The organism is Stenotrophomonas sp. PvP093 (assembly GCF_017876915.1).
Taxonomy (GTDB): Bacteria; Pseudomonadota; Gammaproteobacteria; order Xanthomonadales; family Xanthomonadaceae; genus Stenotrophomonas; species Stenotrophomonas muris.
In genome coordinates this window covers 3,127,730-3,145,478 of the sequence record NZ_JAGIOX010000004.1, presented here as the reverse complement: position 1 = coordinate 3,145,478, position 17,749 = coordinate 3,127,730, and the positions used below count along the sequence as shown (strand labels likewise).

Annotated in this window: 20 protein-coding genes; 13 read left to right on the top strand and 7 right to left on the bottom strand. The window is 67.8% G+C overall.

Annotation, left to right across the window (positions count from 1 at the left end):
* Positions 1 to 504: 504 nt before the first annotated feature.
* Genes J3A72_RS17250 through J3A72_RS17240 form a run of 3 tightly spaced genes read left to right on the top strand, consistent with a single transcriptional unit; the run spans position 505 to position 3,514 of the window.
* On the top strand, positions 505 to 1,461 hold the full coding sequence (locus J3A72_RS17250) for an HlyD family efflux transporter periplasmic adaptor subunit (protein ID WP_075075690.1): 957 nt from the start codon (positions 505 to 507) through the stop codon (positions 1,459 to 1,461).
* 20 nt (positions 1,462 to 1,481) lie between these two features.
* Entirely contained in the window at positions 1,482 to 2,405 is a 924-nt protein-coding gene (locus J3A72_RS17245; protein ID WP_075075691.1) for an ABC transporter ATP-binding protein, read from the top strand.
* Complete coding sequence (locus J3A72_RS17240) at positions 2,402 to 3,514, top strand: ABC transporter permease (protein WP_075075692.1); 1,113 nt, start codon at positions 2,402 to 2,404, stop codon at positions 3,512 to 3,514. Before J3A72_RS17245 ends, J3A72_RS17240 begins: the two co-directional genes overlap by 4 nt.
* 88 nt (positions 3,515 to 3,602) lie before the next feature.
* On the opposite strand, the gene miaB is transcribed toward J3A72_RS17240, so the two are convergent.
* Positions 3,603 to 5,021, bottom strand: a complete 1,419-nt coding sequence (gene miaB, locus J3A72_RS17235; protein WP_014646577.1) for a tRNA (N6-isopentenyl adenosine(37)-C2)-methylthiotransferase MiaB — start codon at positions 5,019 to 5,021, stop codon at positions 3,603 to 3,605.
* Between the two features lie 187 nt (positions 5,022 to 5,208).
* Positions 5,209 to 5,826, bottom strand: coding sequence for a glutathione S-transferase (locus tag J3A72_RS17230; protein ID WP_014646578.1), 618 nt, complete (start codon positions 5,824 to 5,826; stop codon positions 5,209 to 5,211).
* A gap of 80 nt (positions 5,827 to 5,906) precedes the next feature.
* Here J3A72_RS17230 and J3A72_RS17225 point away from each other — a divergent pair, with 80 nt between their 5' ends.
* The 7 genes from J3A72_RS17225 to J3A72_RS17195 all read left to right on the top strand — a co-directional run bounded on the left by J3A72_RS17225 (position 5,907) and on the right by J3A72_RS17195 (position 11,955).
* On the top strand, positions 5,907 to 6,875 hold the full coding sequence (locus J3A72_RS17225; protein WP_014646579.1) for a WYL domain-containing protein: 969 nt from the start codon (positions 5,907 to 5,909) through the stop codon (positions 6,873 to 6,875).
* A 46-nt stretch (positions 6,876 to 6,921) separates the two neighbouring features.
* On the top strand, positions 6,922 to 7,827 hold the full coding sequence (locus tag J3A72_RS17220) for a lytic transglycosylase domain-containing protein (protein ID WP_046429799.1): 906 nt from the start codon (positions 6,922 to 6,924) through the stop codon (positions 7,825 to 7,827).
* Between the two features lie 199 nt (positions 7,828 to 8,026).
* Positions 8,027 to 8,647 carry a ubiquinol-cytochrome c reductase iron-sulfur subunit gene (gene petA / locus J3A72_RS17215; RefSeq protein ID WP_004151998.1) on the top strand — a complete coding sequence of 207 codons (621 nt, stop codon included), beginning with the start codon at positions 8,027 to 8,029 and terminating at the stop codon, positions 8,645 to 8,647.
* Positions 8,647 to 9,906: a cytochrome bc complex cytochrome b subunit gene (locus J3A72_RS17210; protein WP_014646581.1), complete on the top strand. Its 1,260-nt coding sequence runs from the start codon at positions 8,647 to 8,649 to the stop codon at positions 9,904 to 9,906. The genes petA and J3A72_RS17210 overlap by 1 nt, the downstream gene beginning before the upstream one ends.
* A complete protein-coding gene (locus J3A72_RS17205) occupies positions 9,899 to 10,648 on the top strand; it encodes a cytochrome c1 (RefSeq protein ID WP_032960911.1) in 750 nt (249 codons plus the stop codon). Before J3A72_RS17210 ends, J3A72_RS17205 begins: the two co-directional genes overlap by 8 nt.
* Positions 10,649 to 10,782: 134 nt before the next feature.
* Positions 10,783 to 11,418, top strand: a complete 636-nt coding sequence (locus J3A72_RS17200; protein ID WP_005408842.1) for a glutathione S-transferase N-terminal domain-containing protein — start codon at positions 10,783 to 10,785, stop codon at positions 11,416 to 11,418.
* Between the two features lie 84 nt (positions 11,419 to 11,502).
* Positions 11,503 to 11,955, top strand: coding sequence for a ClpXP protease specificity-enhancing factor (locus tag J3A72_RS17195; RefSeq protein WP_014646584.1), 453 nt, complete (start codon positions 11,503 to 11,505; stop codon positions 11,953 to 11,955).
* A 104-nt stretch (positions 11,956 to 12,059) separates the two neighbouring features.
* Here the strand turns inward: J3A72_RS17195 and J3A72_RS17190 are convergent, their stop codons facing one another.
* The 4 genes from J3A72_RS17190 to J3A72_RS17175 form a co-directional block, all read right to left on the bottom strand.
* Entirely contained in the window at positions 12,060 to 12,410 is a 351-nt protein-coding gene (locus J3A72_RS17190) for a DUF3301 domain-containing protein (RefSeq protein WP_005415950.1), read from the bottom strand.
* 67 nt (positions 12,411 to 12,477) lie between these two features.
* Entirely contained in the window at positions 12,478 to 13,479 is a 1,002-nt protein-coding gene (locus J3A72_RS17185) for a DUF2272 domain-containing protein (RefSeq protein WP_014646585.1), read from the bottom strand.
* 180 nt (positions 13,480 to 13,659) lie between these two features.
* Positions 13,660 to 14,511: a carboxylating nicotinate-nucleotide diphosphorylase gene (gene nadC / locus J3A72_RS17180; RefSeq protein WP_014646586.1), complete on the bottom strand. Its 852-nt coding sequence runs from the start codon at positions 14,509 to 14,511 to the stop codon at positions 13,660 to 13,662.
* Positions 14,508 to 14,777 (bottom strand): Trm112 family protein, encoded by a 270-nt coding sequence (locus tag J3A72_RS17175; protein WP_014036599.1) that lies wholly within the window; start codon positions 14,775 to 14,777, stop codon positions 14,508 to 14,510. The genes nadC and J3A72_RS17175 overlap by 4 nt, the downstream gene beginning before the upstream one ends.
* 58 nt (positions 14,778 to 14,835) lie before the next feature.
* Between J3A72_RS17175 and purE the strand changes: the two genes are divergently transcribed.
* From purE to J3A72_RS17160, 3 genes are all read left to right on the top strand, one after another.
* The gene (gene purE, locus J3A72_RS17170) at positions 14,836 to 15,339 is read left to right on the top strand and encodes a 5-(carboxyamino)imidazole ribonucleotide mutase (protein ID WP_005412808.1); all 504 of its coding nucleotides are present in this window, start codon (positions 14,836 to 14,838) and stop codon (positions 15,337 to 15,339) included.
* Entirely contained in the window at positions 15,336 to 16,484 is a 1,149-nt protein-coding gene (locus J3A72_RS17165; RefSeq protein ID WP_140222669.1) for a 5-(carboxyamino)imidazole ribonucleotide synthase, read from the top strand. Before purE ends, J3A72_RS17165 begins: the two co-directional genes overlap by 4 nt.
* A gap of 112 nt (positions 16,485 to 16,596) precedes the next feature.
* The gene (locus tag J3A72_RS17160; protein ID WP_004152082.1) at positions 16,597 to 16,938 is read left to right on the top strand and encodes a carboxymuconolactone decarboxylase family protein; all 342 of its coding nucleotides are present in this window, start codon (positions 16,597 to 16,599) and stop codon (positions 16,936 to 16,938) included.
* A gap of 114 nt (positions 16,939 to 17,052) precedes the next feature.
* Here the strand turns inward: J3A72_RS17160 and J3A72_RS17155 are convergent, their stop codons facing one another.
* Complete coding sequence (locus J3A72_RS17155; protein WP_075075694.1) at positions 17,053 to 17,631, bottom strand: superoxide dismutase; 579 nt, start codon at positions 17,629 to 17,631, stop codon at positions 17,053 to 17,055.
* Between the last annotated feature and the right edge of the window lie 118 nt (positions 17,632 to 17,749).

Below are 17,749 nucleotides of genomic sequence, written 5' to 3'. Positions count from 1 at the left end.
CCTTCCACCGCAGTGTATTCAGGGAGGACAAGGGTAGCGCGCGCAGCGGGCGCGCGGCCAGCACGGGGTCGATACATGCTTTTCCACACCCGGTGTGGACGGGGGCTGCGGAAACCTGTGGATAGACCTCTACAGTGCTTGTGCCACAAGCGTCATGAGGGGGTGGTGAAAAAATCGTCACGGACCCGGGCGTGCCGGCACCCGCAGGACGGGCGGACCGGGAGGGAGGGCACGTCGCAGCGCGTGGCCGAGAACTTCCCGGGCACGCCGGCGTTCTTCGTGATCGCAGCGCAGGTTCCGCTGCCAGGCGAGCAACAGGATCCCGTGTTGCCGGTTTTCCACACCGGTTGTGGAATGATGCCGAATCAACCTGTGGATAGGTGGCGCGGAGCCTTGCAGCCAAAGGCTCGCCAACGCGTGGTGAAAAAACCGTCAGGGCTGATCGGAATCATAGAGGGTGCACGGGGCGGATGGCACCGTGGCGCCGTCGCAGGAGGGGATGGCATGGGCATCGGCAATGGGATGCGTGGAATCGGATTGGTGGGTATCGGCCTGCTGGCCGGGTGTGGGCAGGCGCCGCCTGCAGCGCTCGGCACGCTGGAGTGGGACCGGATCACGGTGCCGGCGCCGGCGGCCGAAGTGATCGCCACGGTGGAGGTACGCGAGGGGCAGCAGGTCAAGGCCGGAGCAGTGCTGATGCAGCTCGACCCCGCCCGCGGCGACGCGCAGTTCGCCGCGGCGCAGGCCGACACGGTGCGCGCGCAGGCCCAGTTGGAAGAACTGAAGATCGGCCCGCGCCAGGAACAGATCGCGCAGGCCCAGGCGCAGCTGGCCGCGTTGCGCGCGCAGTCTGCTGAAGCCGCGGCCTACTACCGTCGGGTGCAACCGCTGGCACGCCAGCGCCTGATCGCCGCCTCCGAGCTGGACCGTGCACGGGCGGCTGCCGGCAGTGCCGAGGCCAGCGTGCGGGCCGCCGAGCAGGCCTGGCTGGAACTGGTGCACGGCAGCCGCGCGCAGGACATCGCCCAGGGCCAGGCGGCCGCCGATGCCGCGCAGGCGCAGCAGGTGGTGCAGGGCGTCAACCTGCAGAAGCTGCAGCTGCGCGCGCCGCGCGATGGTGTTGTCGATGCCCTGCCTTACCGGCAGGGTGACCAGGCGCCGATCGGGGCGCCACTGGCGGTGATGCTGGTCGGCGAGCGCCCCTATGCACGCGTCTACCTGCCGCAGCCGCTGCGCCTGCAGGTCAAGGTCGGGCAGGCTGCGCAGGTGCAGCTGGAAGACGGCAGCACCGTGCTGAAGGGGCACGTGCGCTCAATCCGCAGCGAGCCCTCGTTCACCCCGTACTACGCACTGACCGGTGATGACGTCGAGCGCCTGAGCTATCTGGCCGAGATCGAAGTGGACACGGCCACCGACATGCAGAAGCTTCCGGCCGGACTGCCGGTGCAGGTGCGCTTCTGAACACCGGCGACGACATCGCGGTGCATGCGCAGGGCTTGACCCGCCGCTTCGGCGATCTTCTGGCCGTGGACAATGTCGACCTGACCGTGCCGCGCGGGCAGGTGTACGGCTTCCTGGGGCCGAATGGATCCGGAAAGTCGACCACCATCCGCATGCTGTGCGGCCTGCTGGAGCCGAGCGCTGGGCAGATCCAGGTGCTGGGGCTGGCGGTTCCCGAGCAGGCCGAAGCACTGCGCCGGCGCATCGGCTACATGACCCAGCGCTTCTCGTTGTATGAAGACCTGTCGGTGCGCGAGAACCTGGAATTCCTCGCCGCCATCCAGGATCTGCCACGCGCGCAGGCCCGGCGGCGGGTCGACGAGCTGCTGCAGCAGTACCGTCTGCTGGACCGGCAGCCGCAGCTGGCCGGAACCCTCAGCGGTGGCCAGAAGCAGCGCCTCGCCCTGGCCGGCGCCGTCGTGCACGCGCCCGAGCTGCTGTTCCTGGACGAGCCGACCAGCGCGGTCGATCCGGAATCGCGCCGTGATTTCTGGGAAGCCCTGTTTGAACTTGCCGACGCCGGTACCACCGTGCTGGTGTCGACCCACTACATGGACGAGGCCGAGCGCTGCCACCGGCTGGCAATCCTGGATCGTGGTGCACTGGTTGCCGATGGCACGCCGGCTGAGCTGTGCGCACGATTGGACGGCCGCACGTTGCAGGTCACGTCGTCGCAGCCGCGGCAGGCCAGCCGCGCACTGTCTGAGCTGCCCGGTGTGCTGAGCGTGGCGCAGATCGGCACCCAGCTGCGCGTGCTGTGCAATGAGGGCGCAGCGGACGTCGCAGTGCTGGCCCGTGCACTTGCCAACGCTGACCCGCAGGCCCGCATCCAGACGGTGGCGCCAAACCTGGAAGATGTGTTCGTGGCCGCCACCCGTGGCCGCGGCCGGGAGCCGGCGGCATGAACCTGCGCCGGCTGTGGGCGATCATGCTCAAGGAGTTGCGGCAGCTGCGCCGCGACCGCATCACGCTGGCGATGATCGTTGGCATTCCGGTGATGCAGCTGTTGCTGTTCGGCTATGCGATCAACCTCAACCTGCGTCATCTCGATGCGGGTGTCGCCGATCAGGCCAACAGCGCCGCTTCGCGCGCGCTGGTGCAGGACATGGTGGCCACCGGCGTGATCACGCCGCGCAGCGAAGCCTACACGCCTGCCCAGCTGATGCAGGCGCTGCGCCGTGGCGAGATCAGTGTCGGCATCGTGGTGCCGGCCGACTTCGAGCGTCGCCGCTTCGATGGACGCGAGGCGGTGCAGGTGCTGGTCGATGGCAGTGACACCGTGGTGCAGAGCGCGGCGATCCAGCTGGCGCAGGTGCCGCTGGACACGCGCCCGACCAGCAACACCCGTCCCCTGCGCGAAGGCAGCATCGCCAGTGGTCCGGTCAGCGTGACCAGCTTCTACAACCCGCAGCGGCGCTCGGCGGTGAACATCGTACCGGGCCTGATCGGGGTGATCCTGACCATGACCCTGGTGATGTTCACGGCGGTAGCGGTGGTGCGCGAACGCGAGCGCGGCAACATGGAACTGCTGATCGCCACGCCGGTGTCGCGCAGCGAGCTGATGGTCGGCAAGGTGCTGCCCTATGCGGCCATCGGCCTGCTGCAGACCACGCTGGTGCTGGTGCTGGGCACCTGGCTGTTCCAGGTACCCATTCGCGGCAGCCTGCTGGACATCTATCTGGCCGCGGTGCTGCTGGTGCTGGCCAACCTGGCGCTGGGCCTGCTGATCTCCACGCGTGCGTGCTCGCAGTTCCAGGCGATGCAGATGACGCTGTTCCTGTTCCTGCCGTCGATCCTGCTGTCGGGCTTCATGTTCCCGTTCGCAGGCATGCCGCGGCCGGTGCAGTGGCTGGCCGAGGTGCTGCCGCTGACCCACTTCCTGCGGCTGGTGCGCGGCATCATGCTGCGCGGCGCCTCATTGTGGGAGCTGTGGCACGACGCGCTGGCGCTGCTGGCCTTCATCGTGGTGATGATGACCCTGGCCATCCTGCGTTTCCGCAAGCGCCTGGATTGAAGGCAGGGGGTCGGATCCCCGCAGGGGCTCCGACCCCAATTTATCGGGCCGGCGGGTCGGAGCCCCTTTGGGGCTCCGACCCGGAGATTCATTCCGCCACCACCCGCGCGCGCAGCGAATTGGTCAGCGCTTCGGTGATCACCACATCCACGAACTGGCCGATCAATCGCGCCGGCGCCGGGAAGTTCACCGAACGCATGTTCTCGGTCTTGCCGGTCAGCTCGTTCGGGTTCTTGCGCGAGGGCCCTTCCACCAGCACGGTCTGCACGGTGCCGACCATCTTCTCGGAAATGCCGGCGGCATGCGCATTGATGCGCTCCTGCAGGCGCGACAGGCGCGCGTGCTTCTCGGCATCGCTGATCGTGTCCTCCAGGTCCGCGGCCGGCGTGCCGGGGCGGCGCGAATAGATGAAGGAGAAGCTGTGGTCGAAGCCGATGTCCTCGATCAGCTTCATGGTCTTCTCGAAATCGGCGTCGGTCTCGCCGGGGAAGCCGACGATGAAGTCCGAGCTGATCGAGATGTCCGGGCGCACCGCCCGCAGCTTGCGGATCTTCGACTTGAACTCCAGCGCGGTGTAGCCGCGTTTCATCGCCGACAGCACGCGGTCGCTGCCGGCCTGTACCGGCAGGTGCAGGAAGTTGGCCAGCTGCGGCACGTCACGGAACGCATCGATCAGCGAATCGCTGAACTCCAGCGGGTGCGAGGTGGTGAAGCGGATGCGGCCAACGCCATCGATCTCGGCGATGGTGCGGATCAGCAGGCCGAGGTCGGCGAACTCACCGTCACCATAGGGCCCGCGATACGCGTTGACGTTCTGCCCGAGCAGGTTGATCTCGCGCACGCCCTGTGCGGCCAGCTGCGCCACCTCCACCACCACGTCCTCGAACGGGCGGCTGACTTCGGTGCCGCGGGTGTAGGGCACCACGCAGAACGAACAGTACTTGGAACAGCCTTCCATGATCGACACGAATGCCGAGGGTCCTTCGGCGCGCGGCTCGGGCAGGCGATCGAATTTCTCGATCTCGGGGAAGCTGATGTCGACCTGCGGGCGCTTCTGTTCGCGGCGTGCGCGGATCAGCTCCGGCAGCCGGTGCAGGGTCTGCGGGCCGAACACCAGGTCGACGAACGGCGCACGCTTGATGATCGCTTCGCCTTCCTGCGAGGCGACGCAGCCGCCGACGCCGATGATGACTTCACGGCCCTTGTTCTTCAGGCCCTTCCACACGCCCAGCTGGCTGAACACCTTCTCCTGCGCCTTCTCGCGGATGGAGCAGGTGTTGACCAGGATGACGTCGGCGTCGTCCGGGCTGTCGGTCAGTTCCAGGCCATCGCTGGCGGCAAGCACGTCGGCCATCTTGGCCGAGTCGTACTCGTTCATCTGGCAACCGTGGGTCTTGATGTACAGCTTGCCTTTCACCTGGTCGGGCTTGCGCGGACCAGCGGGCAGGGCAACGAGCGGGGTACCGCCCGGTGTGGTGGGCGGAAAGACGTCTGGCGTCCCGGTCATGGCGCTTAATCCATTCGGGTGGCGGGAAAGCGGGCAATTCTACCCGCATCCCACGCCAGCCGCCGCGCCCGTGCAACCGAGCCCATGCCCAGCGTGGCCATGACCGTAGAGCCGAGCCCGTGCTCGGCTGCCTTTGCAAGGCGGAGGAGCAGCCGAGCGTGGGCTCGGCTCTACAAGGGGCCGCTGCTTACGCCGCCAGCTCCGCATCGATCTGCCGCGAACGGTCGAAGGCGGTCATCGCGCTCATCCGTGCGATGTAATCGGCCGTGGCCGGCGCGGGCTGCACCAGGCCGAAGGCCGTGGTCCAGGCCAGCGCATTGCCCCACAGCACGTCGGCGGCGCTCATCGTCTCGCCGAGCAGGTAGGGGCCCTGCGCCAGCTGGGCCTCGATCACCTGCAGCACGGTCTCGGCGTCGTTGTACGGCGACATCAGGCGCGGCGGCGGCTCGCGGTGCATCGCCTTGTCGATCATCGCCGGCTCGAAACAGGCGCCATAGAAGGCCATCCAGCGCAGGTAGGGCCCGCGCAGGGCGTCGCCGATCGGCGGTGCCAGGCCGGCCTCCGGATACAGGTCGGCCAGGTACAGATAGATCGCCACCTGCTCGGTCACCAGCGCACCGTTGTGGACGATCGCCGGCACCTTGCCCATCGGGTTGATGGCCAGGTAGGCCGGGGCCAGGTTGGCGCCCGCCTTCAGGTCCAGCACCTGCATGCGGTAGTCGGCACCCAGTGCTTCGAGCAGGGCCACGGCGCCGCTCGAGCGGGAACGGGCGGCGTGGTACAGGGTGATCTGGCGTGAATTCATGGCATTGCTCCTTGCGGTGGGTGGTGAACTGGAGGCCATCCTGGGGCACTATTGCGGACGACTTCTGTCCTCGATCCTTCATGCGCCATACCGCCCATCGATTGCTGCGCCTGATCGCCCTGCTGCAGGCCCGTCGCCAGTGGTCCGGGGCCGAGCTCGCCGAGCGCATGGGCGTGGACCGGCGCAGCATCCGCCGTGACGTCGAGCGCCTGCGCGAGCTGGGTTATCCGGTCCGGGCCTCGTCCGGGGTTGGCGGCGGCTACCAGCTGGGGGCAGGGGCGCCGGTGCTGCCGATGCTGCTGGACGAGGAGGAGGCGACCACCCTGGCCATCGCCCTGCGCGCGGCCTCGGCGACCGTCGCCGGCATCGACGACACCGCGCGCGGCCTGTTGTCCAAGCTCGATCCGCTGGTGCCGACCCGTCGCCGCCAGCAGGCCGGCGAGGTGCATGCCGCCACCGCCACCCTGTCCGACCTTCCGTCCACCGACGCACGCCTGCTTGGGCAGCTGGCCCAGCACTGCCGGCAGGCGTCACGGCTGGCCTTCGAATACCGCAGTGCCCAGGAAGCGGTGACCCAGCGCGAGGTCGAGGCGCAGCACCTGGTCAACTACGGGCGGCGCTGGTACCTGCTGGCCTGGGACCTGGGCCGGCAGGACTGGCGCACCCTGCGCGTGGACCGGATGGGCGCGGTGCGCGAATGCGCCGAGCCGGGCATGCACCGCCGTACGCCCGCACCGCCGGATGTGATGGTGCGGCAGGCGGTCAGCCAGGCCCCGTTCGCCCTGCAGGCCATCGTCCGCCTGGCCGGCAGCCGCGCCGAGCTGGAAGGCCGCATCCCGCCCTGGTGTGGTGTGCTGGAGGACGATGGGCCCGACCATTGCCTGCTGCGCATGGGCGCCGAGAGCCGCGGCATGATGCTGGCGCAGATCCTCAGCCTGGACCGGGTGCCGGTGGCGGTGTGGACCACGCCGCCGGGCCTGCGCGATGAACTGGCACAGCGCCTGGCCGGATTGGGGCAGGTGCTGGCTGTGCCGCCGGTCACAGGCTGAGCCGCGTCGCTTGGCAAGCCCCGGCGAAGCTGGGACACTCGCCGGCATGAAGGGGATACTGGGGACAACGGCGATCATCATCGCTGCGCTGACCGCTGCGCCGGCCAGCGCGGGCACCCTGTTCAAGTGCCAGGGCGCCGACGGGGTCACCAGCTATGTCAGCAAGCGCCTGGCCGGGGCCCGCTGCAGCGCCATCAGCTACAGCCGCGACCTCCGCCCGGCACCGCGCCCGGTGGTGGCCGCGCCGAAGCCGGCGCCGACCACCGTGGCCAGCATCGAGCGCAACCCGGTGGCGGTGGCGGCCAGCACTGCGGCGCCGGCGGCTGCGCCAGCCGCCGTACCCGCGCCCCCGGTCGCCTCGCGCAGCGGGCGCATGGTCAGCGGCCAGGTCTATTCCTTCATGAAGGACGGCGTGCGCCACTACACCAGTGCGCGCCCGACCCAGGTCGCCAACCTCGGCCCGGTGCGCACCATCCGCTACAGTTTCATGGAGCGCTGCTACGCCTGTGGCGTCAACCCGCGCGTGGACTTCGGTTCGGTGCGGTTGAACACCACCGCGTTCCAGACCGAGATCAGTTCGGCCGCGCGCGAGTTCGGCGTCGACGAAGCCGTGGTGCGCGCCATCATCCACGCCGAGTCGGCCTACAACCCGACCGCGCTCAGCCGCGCCGGCGCGCAGGGCCTGATGCAGCTGATGCCGCCAACCGCGGCCCGTTTCGGAGTCAGCGATTCCTACGATGCCGGGCAGAACATCCGCGGTGGCGTGCAGTATCTTGCGTGGTTGTTGAAGCGTTTCAATGGCGACCTGACCCTGGCCGCGGCTGGCTACAACGCGGGCGAAGGCGCGGTTGACCGCCACGGTGGCGTGCCGCCCTACAGCGAGACCCAGTACTACGTGCGCCGGGTCGGGCAGCTGGCCGAGCGTTACCGCACCGCATTGACGCACCAGTAGTGCCGGCCGCTGGCCGGCAACCTTGGGCAATGGCCGGTACCGACCGGCCACTGGCTGGCAGCCCCGTAATCAATGTTGTTGCAATGCGTTGTGTGGCGCTCGACGGTTCCGCTACACTCGCCCATGATTCAATGCGGCTCTGGCCCCCACCGGATCCGCTGGCAGCCTTAAAGCTACCTAATCAATATCGGAGTGCCGGATGGCCAACGATGGGGTACACGATCCAGTCAACACCGGACGTCGGCGTTTTCTTTCTGCCACCACAGCCGTGGTGGGCGCCGTCGGCGTCGGATTCACCGCTGTTCCTTTCATCAAATCCTGGAACCCCAGTGCCCGTGCCAAGCTTGCCGGCGCACCGGTGGTGGCCGACATCAGCGCCCTGCAGGAAGGCCAACGCCTGATCGTGGAATGGCGTGGCCAGCCGATCTGGATCGTCAAGCGGTCCAAGGCGATCCTCGATGCACTGCACGGGCTCGATGGCCGCCTCAAGGACCCCGAGTCCGGCGAGAAGGACCAGCAGCCGGACTACGTGCTGAAGCAGAACCCCGAGCTGCGCTCGATCAAGCCGGACATTTCCGTGCTGGTCGGCCTGTGCACGCACCTGGGCTGTTCGCCGGAAATGGTCGCCGAGATCCGGCCTGAACCCTATGACCCGCAGTGGAAGGGCGGCTACTTCTGCCCCTGCCACAAGTCGCGCTTCGACATGTCCGGCCGCGTCTTCAAGGACGTGCCGGCGCCGATCAACCTGAAGGTGCCCGCGCACCATTACCAGGACGACAACACCATCATCATCGGTGTCGATCCGCAGGGGGCAGCCTGATGGCCAATATCCTCGCTCGTACCGCCAGCGGCGTGGCCGACTGGGTCAATGCCCGCGCGCCGGGCCTGATGCCGGTCTACCGCAAGCATGTCACCGAGTACTACGCGCCGAAGAACTTCAACATCTGGTACTACTTCGGTTCGCTGGCGCTGCTGGTGCTGGTCAACCAGATCGTCACCGGCATCTTCCTGACGATGCACTACAAGACCAACGCCGCCGAGGCGTTCGGCTCCATCGAATACATCATGCGTGATGTGGAGTGGGGCTGGCTGATCCGCTACATGCACTCCACCGGGGCCTCGCTGTTCTTCATCGTGGTCTACCTGCACATGTTCCGCGGCCTGCTGTACGGCAGTTACCAGAAGCCGCGCGAGCTGGTGTGGATCCTGGGCATGCTGATCTACCTGGTGCTGATGGCCGAAGCCTTCATGGGCTACGTGCTGCCGTGGGGGCAGATGTCGTTCTGGGGCGCCAAGGTGATCATTTCGCTGTTCGGCGCGATACCGGTGATCGGCAACGGCCTGACCGAGTGGATCATGGGCGACTACCTGCCCAGTGACGCCACGCTCAACCGCTTCTTCGCGCTGCACGTCATCGCACTGCCGCTGGTGCTGCTGTTGCTGGTGGTGCTGCACCTGGGCGCGCTGCACGAGGTGGGGTCGAACAACCCCGATGGCGTGGAGATCAAGAAGGGGCCCAAGGGCAACCGCTGGTCGCCGAACGCCCCGGCCGACGGCATTCCGTTCCATCCGTACTACACGCTCAAGGATGGCGTCGGTGCCGGCTTCCTGCTGATCATCGCCGCCTTCATCATCTTCTTCGCCCCCGGTTTCGGCGGCCTGTTCCTGGAGCACGACAACTTCACCGAAGCCAACCGCCTGGTGACCCCGGAACACATCAAGCCGGTCTGGTACTACACGCCGTACTACGCGATGTTGCGCGTGGTGCCGAACAAGCTGGGCGGCGTGCTGGTGATGTTCTCGGCCATCGCGATCCTGTTCCTGGTGCCGTGGCTGGACAAGGCGAAGGTGAAATCGGTGCGCTACCGCGGCTGGATCTCGAAGGTGATGCTGGGCGTGCTGGCGGTGTGCTTCGTGTGGCTGGGCGTGATTGGTTCCGGCCCGGGCACCGATGTGCACGAGACCTACATCGGGCGGGTGTTGACCTTCCTGTACTTCGCGTTCTTCATCACCATGCCGCTATGGACAAGGTTGGACAGGACCAAGCCGGTACCGGAGAGGGTGACCACGCATGACTGAGCGCTGGATGGTCCGGCTGGCCCTGGCGGCCACCCTGATGCTGGGCAGTTTCCTGGCCTCCGCCGCCGAAGGCGGCACCCCGCTGCTGCAGGCCGGCAACGACCTCGGTGACCGCGCCTCGCTGCAGCGCGGCGCGCAGCTGTACATGAACTACTGCTCCGGCTGCCACGCATTGAAGTACCTGCGCTATTCGCGGATGGCGCAGGACCTCGGCCTGACCGAGGAAGAGGTGATGAACAACCTCAACTTCACCGGCTCGGCGATCGGCGACCCGATCCCGGTGGCGATGCCCAAGGAGAACGCGGAGAAGTGGTTCGGCAAGATGCCGCCCGATCTCAGCCTGATCTCGCGCGTGCGAGGCAGTGACTGGGTCTACACCTATCTCAAGTCGTTCTATCTGGACAGCAGCCGCCCGCTGGGCTGGAACAACGCGCTGTTCGCCAATGCCTCCATGCCCAACCCGCTGTGGGAGATGCAGGGCCTGCAGCATGCGGTGCACGGCAAGGCGGAAGCGCCTGGCATGGACCCGCCGGTGACCGGCCTGAAGATCGAAACGCCCGGGTCGGTCGATGCCGGCCAGTACGATCAGGCCGTTCGGGACATCACCAACTTCCTCGAATACGCCGGTGAACCGGCCGCGCTCAAGCGGCAGCAGCTGGGCGTATGGGTGATCCTGTTCCTGGCCCTGCTGACTTTCCTGCTGTACCTGCTGAAGAAGGAATACTGGAAGGACGTCCACTGATTCTGCCGCCGGCCATCGCCCGGGCCTATTGGCTTTTGTGATGGTCGGTTGCACACTCGGGGTGGAGTCGACCGCTGGCACGGTGCCGGCGGCGCCGATGCGGCAGGCGGTCTCCTGTCGTGGGAGAGCCTTTGATGGCGGCGAGCGTACGCATGCGCAATACACTGACGCTGTTTTCCTCGAACGACGACGTACTGTGCCACCGGGTACGCCTGGTGCTGGCGGCCAAGGGGGTCACCTTCGACTTTGTCCCGGTCGATCCGCAGAACCCGCCTGAAGACCTGATCGATCTCAATCCGTACCACTCGGTGCCGACCCTGGTCGAGCGCGAGCTGGTGCTGTACGCCGCGTCGGTGGTCAGCGAATACCTGGACGAACGCTACCCGCATCCTCCGCTGATGCCGGTCGATCCGCTCTCGCGTGCGCGTATCCGCTTGGCCATGCTGCGCATCGAGCACGACTGGGTACCGCAGGTGCAGGCCATCCAGCTGGGCAACAAGACCCAGGCCGAGGCCGGCCGCAAGCGCCTGAAGGAACTGCTGACCGCCTCGCTGCCGCTGTTCAAGGCCAGCAAGTTCTTCCTCAATCCGGAAATGAGCCTGGCCGACTGTGCAATGGCACCGATCATCTGGCGCCTGCAGTCGCTGGACGTGCCGCTGCCGAAGGACGGCAAGGCGATCGAGGACTATGGCAACCGCATCTTCCGTCACCCGGGTTTCGTCCGCAGCCTGACCGACCAGGAAAAGAAGCTGCGCGATCTGCCGGTCTGATCCGACCTTGCGTAACCCGTCTGCACGCCGACCGGCGTGCAGGCGATCCGCCCCGGCGGGGCGCCGGGCGCGTACACTTCACGCATGACCGAAGACTTCTTCCACATGACCAGCCACCGCCCGTACCTGCTGCGGGCGCTGGTGGAATGGATCAACGACAACCAGCTGACCCCGCACATCCTGGTCGACGCCGGCGTCCCCGGCGTGCAGGTGCCGCCTTCGGCGGTCAAGGATGGCCGGGTCGTGCTCAACATCGCCGAACGCGCCGTCGTGCGGCTGATGATCGACAACGAAATGGTGAGCTTCTCGGCCCGCTTCTCCGGCACCAGCTACCCGGTGCAGGTACCGATCAGCGCCGTGCTGGCGGTCTATGCCCGCGAGACCGGGCAGGGCATGGCGCTGCCGGATGACATTCCGGGCAGCGAGACCGCGCCGACCAGTGACGAACTGCTGCACGAGGACGGCACGCCGCCGGACGATACGCCACCGGCCAGTCCGCCGCCCAAGGGCCGCCCGAACCTGCGCGTGGTCAAGTAACCATTCCGACGCCGCCCCGATGGGCGGCGTCTTCCTTTGCAGGTTTTACCGGTGGGTGCCGGAATTGTGTGGGTGCCGACCGTTGGTCGGCACACCTTCAGTTCTTACACATCCTCGGCATCCTCCACATCCGGCCGGATCTGGCTGATCCGCGCGGCACCGGGGCCGGTGAACGAGATCAGCTGGTCGCCGCGCAGCACCATGCGGCCCACGTGGCGATCGATGCCATCGTAGGAATACTCGAACTTGAAGGTGCGCTCGAAACCGAGCCGTCCGTCCTCGCCACGCGACAGTCGCAGGCCGGTGGCATGTACCGCCTGATCCAGCCACTGCACGTCGGCAGCGCGGCAGGCATTGCGGCCCAGCTCGACCGCGCGCTCGGCGGCCGAACGCGCCGCATTCCAGAAGAAATAGATGATTCCGCCGGCAATCAGCAACAACAGCAGGGTGGGCATGGCGTCAGCCGTCAGAGGTGGATCCGGCAAAGATGGCGGCGAACGCGCGCTGGATCAAGCGCTGCACTCACCGCCGTGGCTGCGGTTCGCTGGACATCGGTGATGCGGGCACGTTAGACGGCGCCGTCGCCGGCACCGTCTGCATCGGCGCGGCGGAGGGCGAAGGCATCACCAATGGCGCGGTCGCCGTCAGCTGCAGCAGCGCTGCCCAGTCCTGGCGGTTGAAGCTGCATTCGTCCTCGCGGCCCGGCGTGCAGCTGGGCTCGATGCCGGTGCTGTTGCGTTCGCGCGCCGGCGGCAGCTTGATCAACCCGGTGCGGTCCAGCGGCAGCAGTCGCATCGCCACCGTGTTCATCACGTTGCCGCCCACCAGGTACAGGGTCTGGTCGCCCCCCAGGTTGGCGGCCACCACTACTTCGCAATGTGATTTCCAGTGGCCCACCGAACCGTTGCCCAGTGCCTGCACCAGCCCACTGTAGCTGAGCGTGGTGCTGCGATCGCGCAGGAAGCACAGCAGGTCGCCCGGTGCGGGCTTTGCGGTCGCGGGATCGACCAGCCGGTACGGCACGCCCGAGGGTCCGCCCTGGTACGCGGCACGGATGTAGTCGATGTGGCGTGGCGACGCGTTGAAGCCGGGGACGCCGGACTGCACCATCACCCAGGAAATGAACGCGGCCGACCACGGGTTGTCGATCAGGAAGGTGCGGCAGTCGCTGTCGGTGTAGCGCGTGCCCAGTGGTGCCAGACAGCTGCTGGCGCCGGCGATGCTGCCCATCGCGTTGAGCGTGCCGCTGTTGCGCCAGTAGCCGGCCACGCGTTGCCAGGCAATCAGCCCGTTGTCGGCCAGATGTTCGTTCTCGGCCTCGGTGACACTCAGGCTCGCCGCGCGGCCATCGCGATCGATGAAAGGCCGGAACCAGAGCCGGTGTTCATTGCAGGCAGTATTGCGGATGGCCACCGCCAATGGGCTCAGGCCGAAACGCGGTGGCACATCGCAGGCTTCGGCCGCCGCTGCGGACAGGGGGGCCGCGGCCAGCAGCAGACAGGCAGGCAAGAGCATCCGGCGCATGCGCGGCTCCTGTGGGGGATGCCGGCAGCGTCGCAGAGGCGGCCGTAGCCGAGCCGTGAAGGCGTCCCGGGTCGTGTAGAGCCGAACCCATGCTCGGCTCATCGCGCGAAGCGCGCGCAGGGCGTGCCGCAAATCGACAAGCAGCCGAGCGTAGGCTCGGCTCTACAAGTCCTGCAGGCCTCAGCCCGGCGGTGGGCCGAGCTTCAACGACAGATCGATGGCCTGCACGTGCTTGGTCAGGCCGCCGATGGAGATGCAGTCGACGCCATCCTCGGCGATCGAGCGCAGGCCACCCAGGCCGACGCTGCCGGACACTTCCAGCGGAATGCGGCCGGCCGTGATGCGTACCGCCTCGCGGCGCAGGTCGGGGCTGAAGTCGTCCAGCAGGATGCGTTCGCAACCGGCGTCGAGCGCCTGGCGCAGCTGCGCCAGATCCTCGACCTCGACCACCAGCGGCAGCGCAGGCCACTGCCGGCGTGCGCCCGCCACGGCGTCGGCCAGTGAGCCGGCAGCGCGGATGTGGTTCTCCTTCAGCATCACCGTGTCGTACAGGCCGAAACGATGGTTCTCGCCACCGCCGCAGCGCACCGCGTACTTCTGCGCCAGGCGCAGGCCGGGCAGGGTCTTGCGGGTGTCAAGGATGCGCGTGCCGGTACCGGCCACCGCCGCCACGTAGCGGGCGGTGGTGGTTGCCGTACCGGACAGCGTCTGCAGGAAGTTGAGCGAGGTGCGTTCGGCGCTGACCAGGCTGCGGCTGCGCCCATGCAGCAGGGCCAGCACGGTGCCTGCGGTGACCGCGTCGCCGTCGGAAACCTGCCATTCGATGCGTACGTCCGGGTCGAGCGCGCGGTGGGTGGCGTCGAACCAGGGGCGGCCGGCGATCACCCCGTCCTGCTTGCACAGCAGGTAGGCGCTGTCGGCCTGGTCGGGCAGCAGGGCGGCGGTGACATCACCGCTGCCCAGGTCCTCGGCCAGTGCACGCGCGACATCGGCGGCGACAACGGCCGCATCCGGCGTCGGCAGCGTGCTCATGCGGTCGGGAAATCGGCGATCTGGGCGGTCGGGATGGCTTCCTCGGCCAGCAGCACCGGGATGCCGTCGTCGACGCGGAAGACCTGCTTGCGGTCGCGGGTGACCAGCGCTTCGCGCAGCGGCTGCGCCAGCGGGTTGCCATCGGCCTTGTTCACCGCGCCGGCGGAAATGGCCTTGTTGAGGGCTTCCAGGCCCTTGCCATCCAGCAGGGACAGGGGCTGGCGGGTGTCAGGCGACACCAGCAGGTCGAGCAGCTTGCGATCCATGGTTCTTCGTCTTGCGTGGAAGATGGCTAGAATACGTCTTTAAGGCAGGTGACGGCCAATGACCCCCAACCCGATCGCGCCGCTTGTCGGCATCGTCATGGGTTCCCGTTCCGACTGGGAAACCATGCAGCACGCCGCCCAGAAGCTTGAAGCCCTGGGTGTTCCGTTCGAAGTGAAGGTGGTGTCCGCGCATCGGACGCCGGATGTGTTGTTCAGTTACGCCGAGCAGGCGGGCCCGCGTGGCCTGCGCGCGATCATCGCCGGTGCCGGCGGGGCCGCCCACCTGCCAGGCATGATCGCCGCCAAGACCGCCGTGCCGGTGCTGGGCGTGCCGGTGCAGTCCAAGGCCCTCAACGGCATGGATTCGCTGCTGTCGATCGTGCAGATGCCGGCCGGTATCCCGGTCGCCACCTTCGCCATCGGCAATGCCGGCGCGTCCAACGCGGCGCTGTTCGCCGCCGCGATGCTGGCCAGCGACCAGCCGGCGATCGGCCAGGCGCTCGACGCCTTCCGTGCACGCCAGACCGAAGACGTGATGGCCCACGACGATCCGCGCCAATGAGCCTGACCGTCGGCATTCTGGGCGGCGGCCAGCTCGCCCGCATGATGGTCCTGGCCGGTGCGCCGCTGGGGCTGCACTTCGAACTGTATGACCCGGCGGCCGACGCCTGCAGCGGCCCTCTGGCGCCGCTCACCGTCGGTGCCTTCGACGACCGCCAGGCGCTGGCGGACTTCGCTGCCAAGGTCGATGTGGTCACCTTCGATTTCGAGAATGTGCCCGCCGACAGTGCACAGTTCCTGGCCGACCGCGTGCCGGTCTACCCGCCGCCGGCCGCGCTGGCGGTGGCCCAGGACCGGTTGAGCGAGAAGACCCTGTTCCAGCAGCTGGGTATTCCGCTGCCGGCCTTCGCTGATATCCGCAGCCGCGACGAGCTGGCGGCGAAAGCCGTCGAATTCGGCCTGCCGTGCATCCTCAAGACCCGCCGCCTGGGCTACGACGGCAAGGGCCAGTTCCGCCTGCGCAGCGAAGCCGACATTGATGCCGCCTGGGATGCGCTGGGTGCACAGGTCGAGCGCACCGGACTGATCCTGGAGGGCTTCGTGGCCTTCCAGCGCGAGGTCAGCGTGGTGGCCGTGCGTGGCCGCGATGGCAGTTTCGAAGCCTGGCCGATCACCGGCAACTGGCATGTCGACGGTGTGCTGTCGGCCAGCGTGGCCCCGGCCGTGCTGTCCGCCGCCGAGCAGCAGGCAGCCATCGGCTATGCACGCCGTGTCGCCGAACACCTGCAGTACGTCGGCGTGTTCGCGCTGGAACTGTTCTGCCGCGATGGCGAGCTGCTGGCCAACGAGATGGCGCCACGCGTGCACAACTCCGGGCACTGGACCATCGAAGGCAGCGAGACCTCGCAGTTCGAGAACCACCTGCGCGCCGTGCTGGGCCTGCCGCTGGGCAGCACCCGCATGCTCGGCCATGCCTGCATGCTGAACTGGCTGGGCCGGATGCCCGACCCGTTGCCGGTGCTGGCCCAGGCCAGTGGCCACTGGCATGACTATGGCAAGGAGTCGCGCGAAGGCCGCAAGGTCGGCCATGCCACGTTGCGCGATGACGATGCCGCGGCACTGGCCGACGCGTTGGACCAGGTGGGCCTGGAACTGGACCGCCAGGCCCAGGTGGCACCGGCGGTGTACGCGCTGCGCAACCGCTGAGTCCGGTAGTGCCGGCCGCAGGCCGGCAGTGCAACGGTGTGGCGCACCGGTGCAGCCATCGGCGCAACATTCCCGGTGGTAGCGTGGAGCTCCTTTCACAGGAGTCACGACCATGCTCGACTGGAATGCCTACCGCAAGGAACTGAAGGGCCGCATCGGCGAGATCGGCAAGCTCTCGCCGGATACGGTCAAGGGCTACGCCACCCTGGCCAATGCCGGTGCCCAGACCAACCACCTGGATGCCAAGACCCGGGAGCTGATCGCGCTGGCGGTGGCGGTGACCACCCGTTGTGACGGCTGCATCACCGTGCACGTGGACGCGGCGCTGAAGCATGGCGCCAGTCGCGAGGAAATCGCCGAGGCGCTGGGCGTGGCGGTCTCGCTCAACGCCGGCGCCGCGCTGGTGTACTCGGCGCGGGTGATGGATGCGGTGGCCGCGCATGAGAGCGCGTGAAGCCACGCTCTGCTGCCCGGTAGTGCCGGCCGCTGGCCGGCAACCCCGGCATCCTTGTACGTCCAGTGAGTTGCCGGCCAGCGGCCGGCACTACCCGGTGACAGAGCCGCTGCCTCAGCGCAGCTGGCTCTCGGCGAATTCCCAGTTGACCATCTGCCAGAACGCGTCCAGGTAACGCGCGCGGTCATTCTGGTAGTCGGTGTAGTACGCGTGCTCCCACACGTCGCAGCACAGCAGCGGGGTGCTGTCGCCGGTCAGGGGCGTGCCGGCGTTGCGGGTGGCCTGGATGCCCAGCTGGCCCCCCGGGTGCTGCACCAGCCACACCCAGCCCGAGCCGAACAGGCCCAGTGCAGTGCGGTTGAATTCCTCGCGCAGGCGCTGCGCGTCACCGAACTGGCGCTTGACCAGCTCGCCCAGCCGGCCCTGCGGTTCGCCGCCGCCGCGCGGGCGCAGGCACTGCCAGTAGAAGCCGTGGTTCCAGGCCTGGGCGGCCGCATCGAACAGCGTGCCCTGGGCATGGCGCACGATCTCTTCCAGCGACGCCTCCTCCCACTCGGTGCCGAGGGTGCCGGCGTTGACCGCGTCGACATAGGCGCGGTGGTGGCGGCCGTGATGCAGTTCCACGGTCTGCGCGGACAGGTGGGGCTGCAGGGAGCCGGAGAGGTAGGGCAGGGCGGGCAATTCGATGGGCATGTGCAGGTTCGTGGCCAGGGGACGACGGCAGCCTGTTCCATCCGCTTACAATGGCGGCTACCGTGGGCAGTCTAGCCGACCATCACGGTCGGGTTGTCCGGCGAAGCAAGGAGTGTGG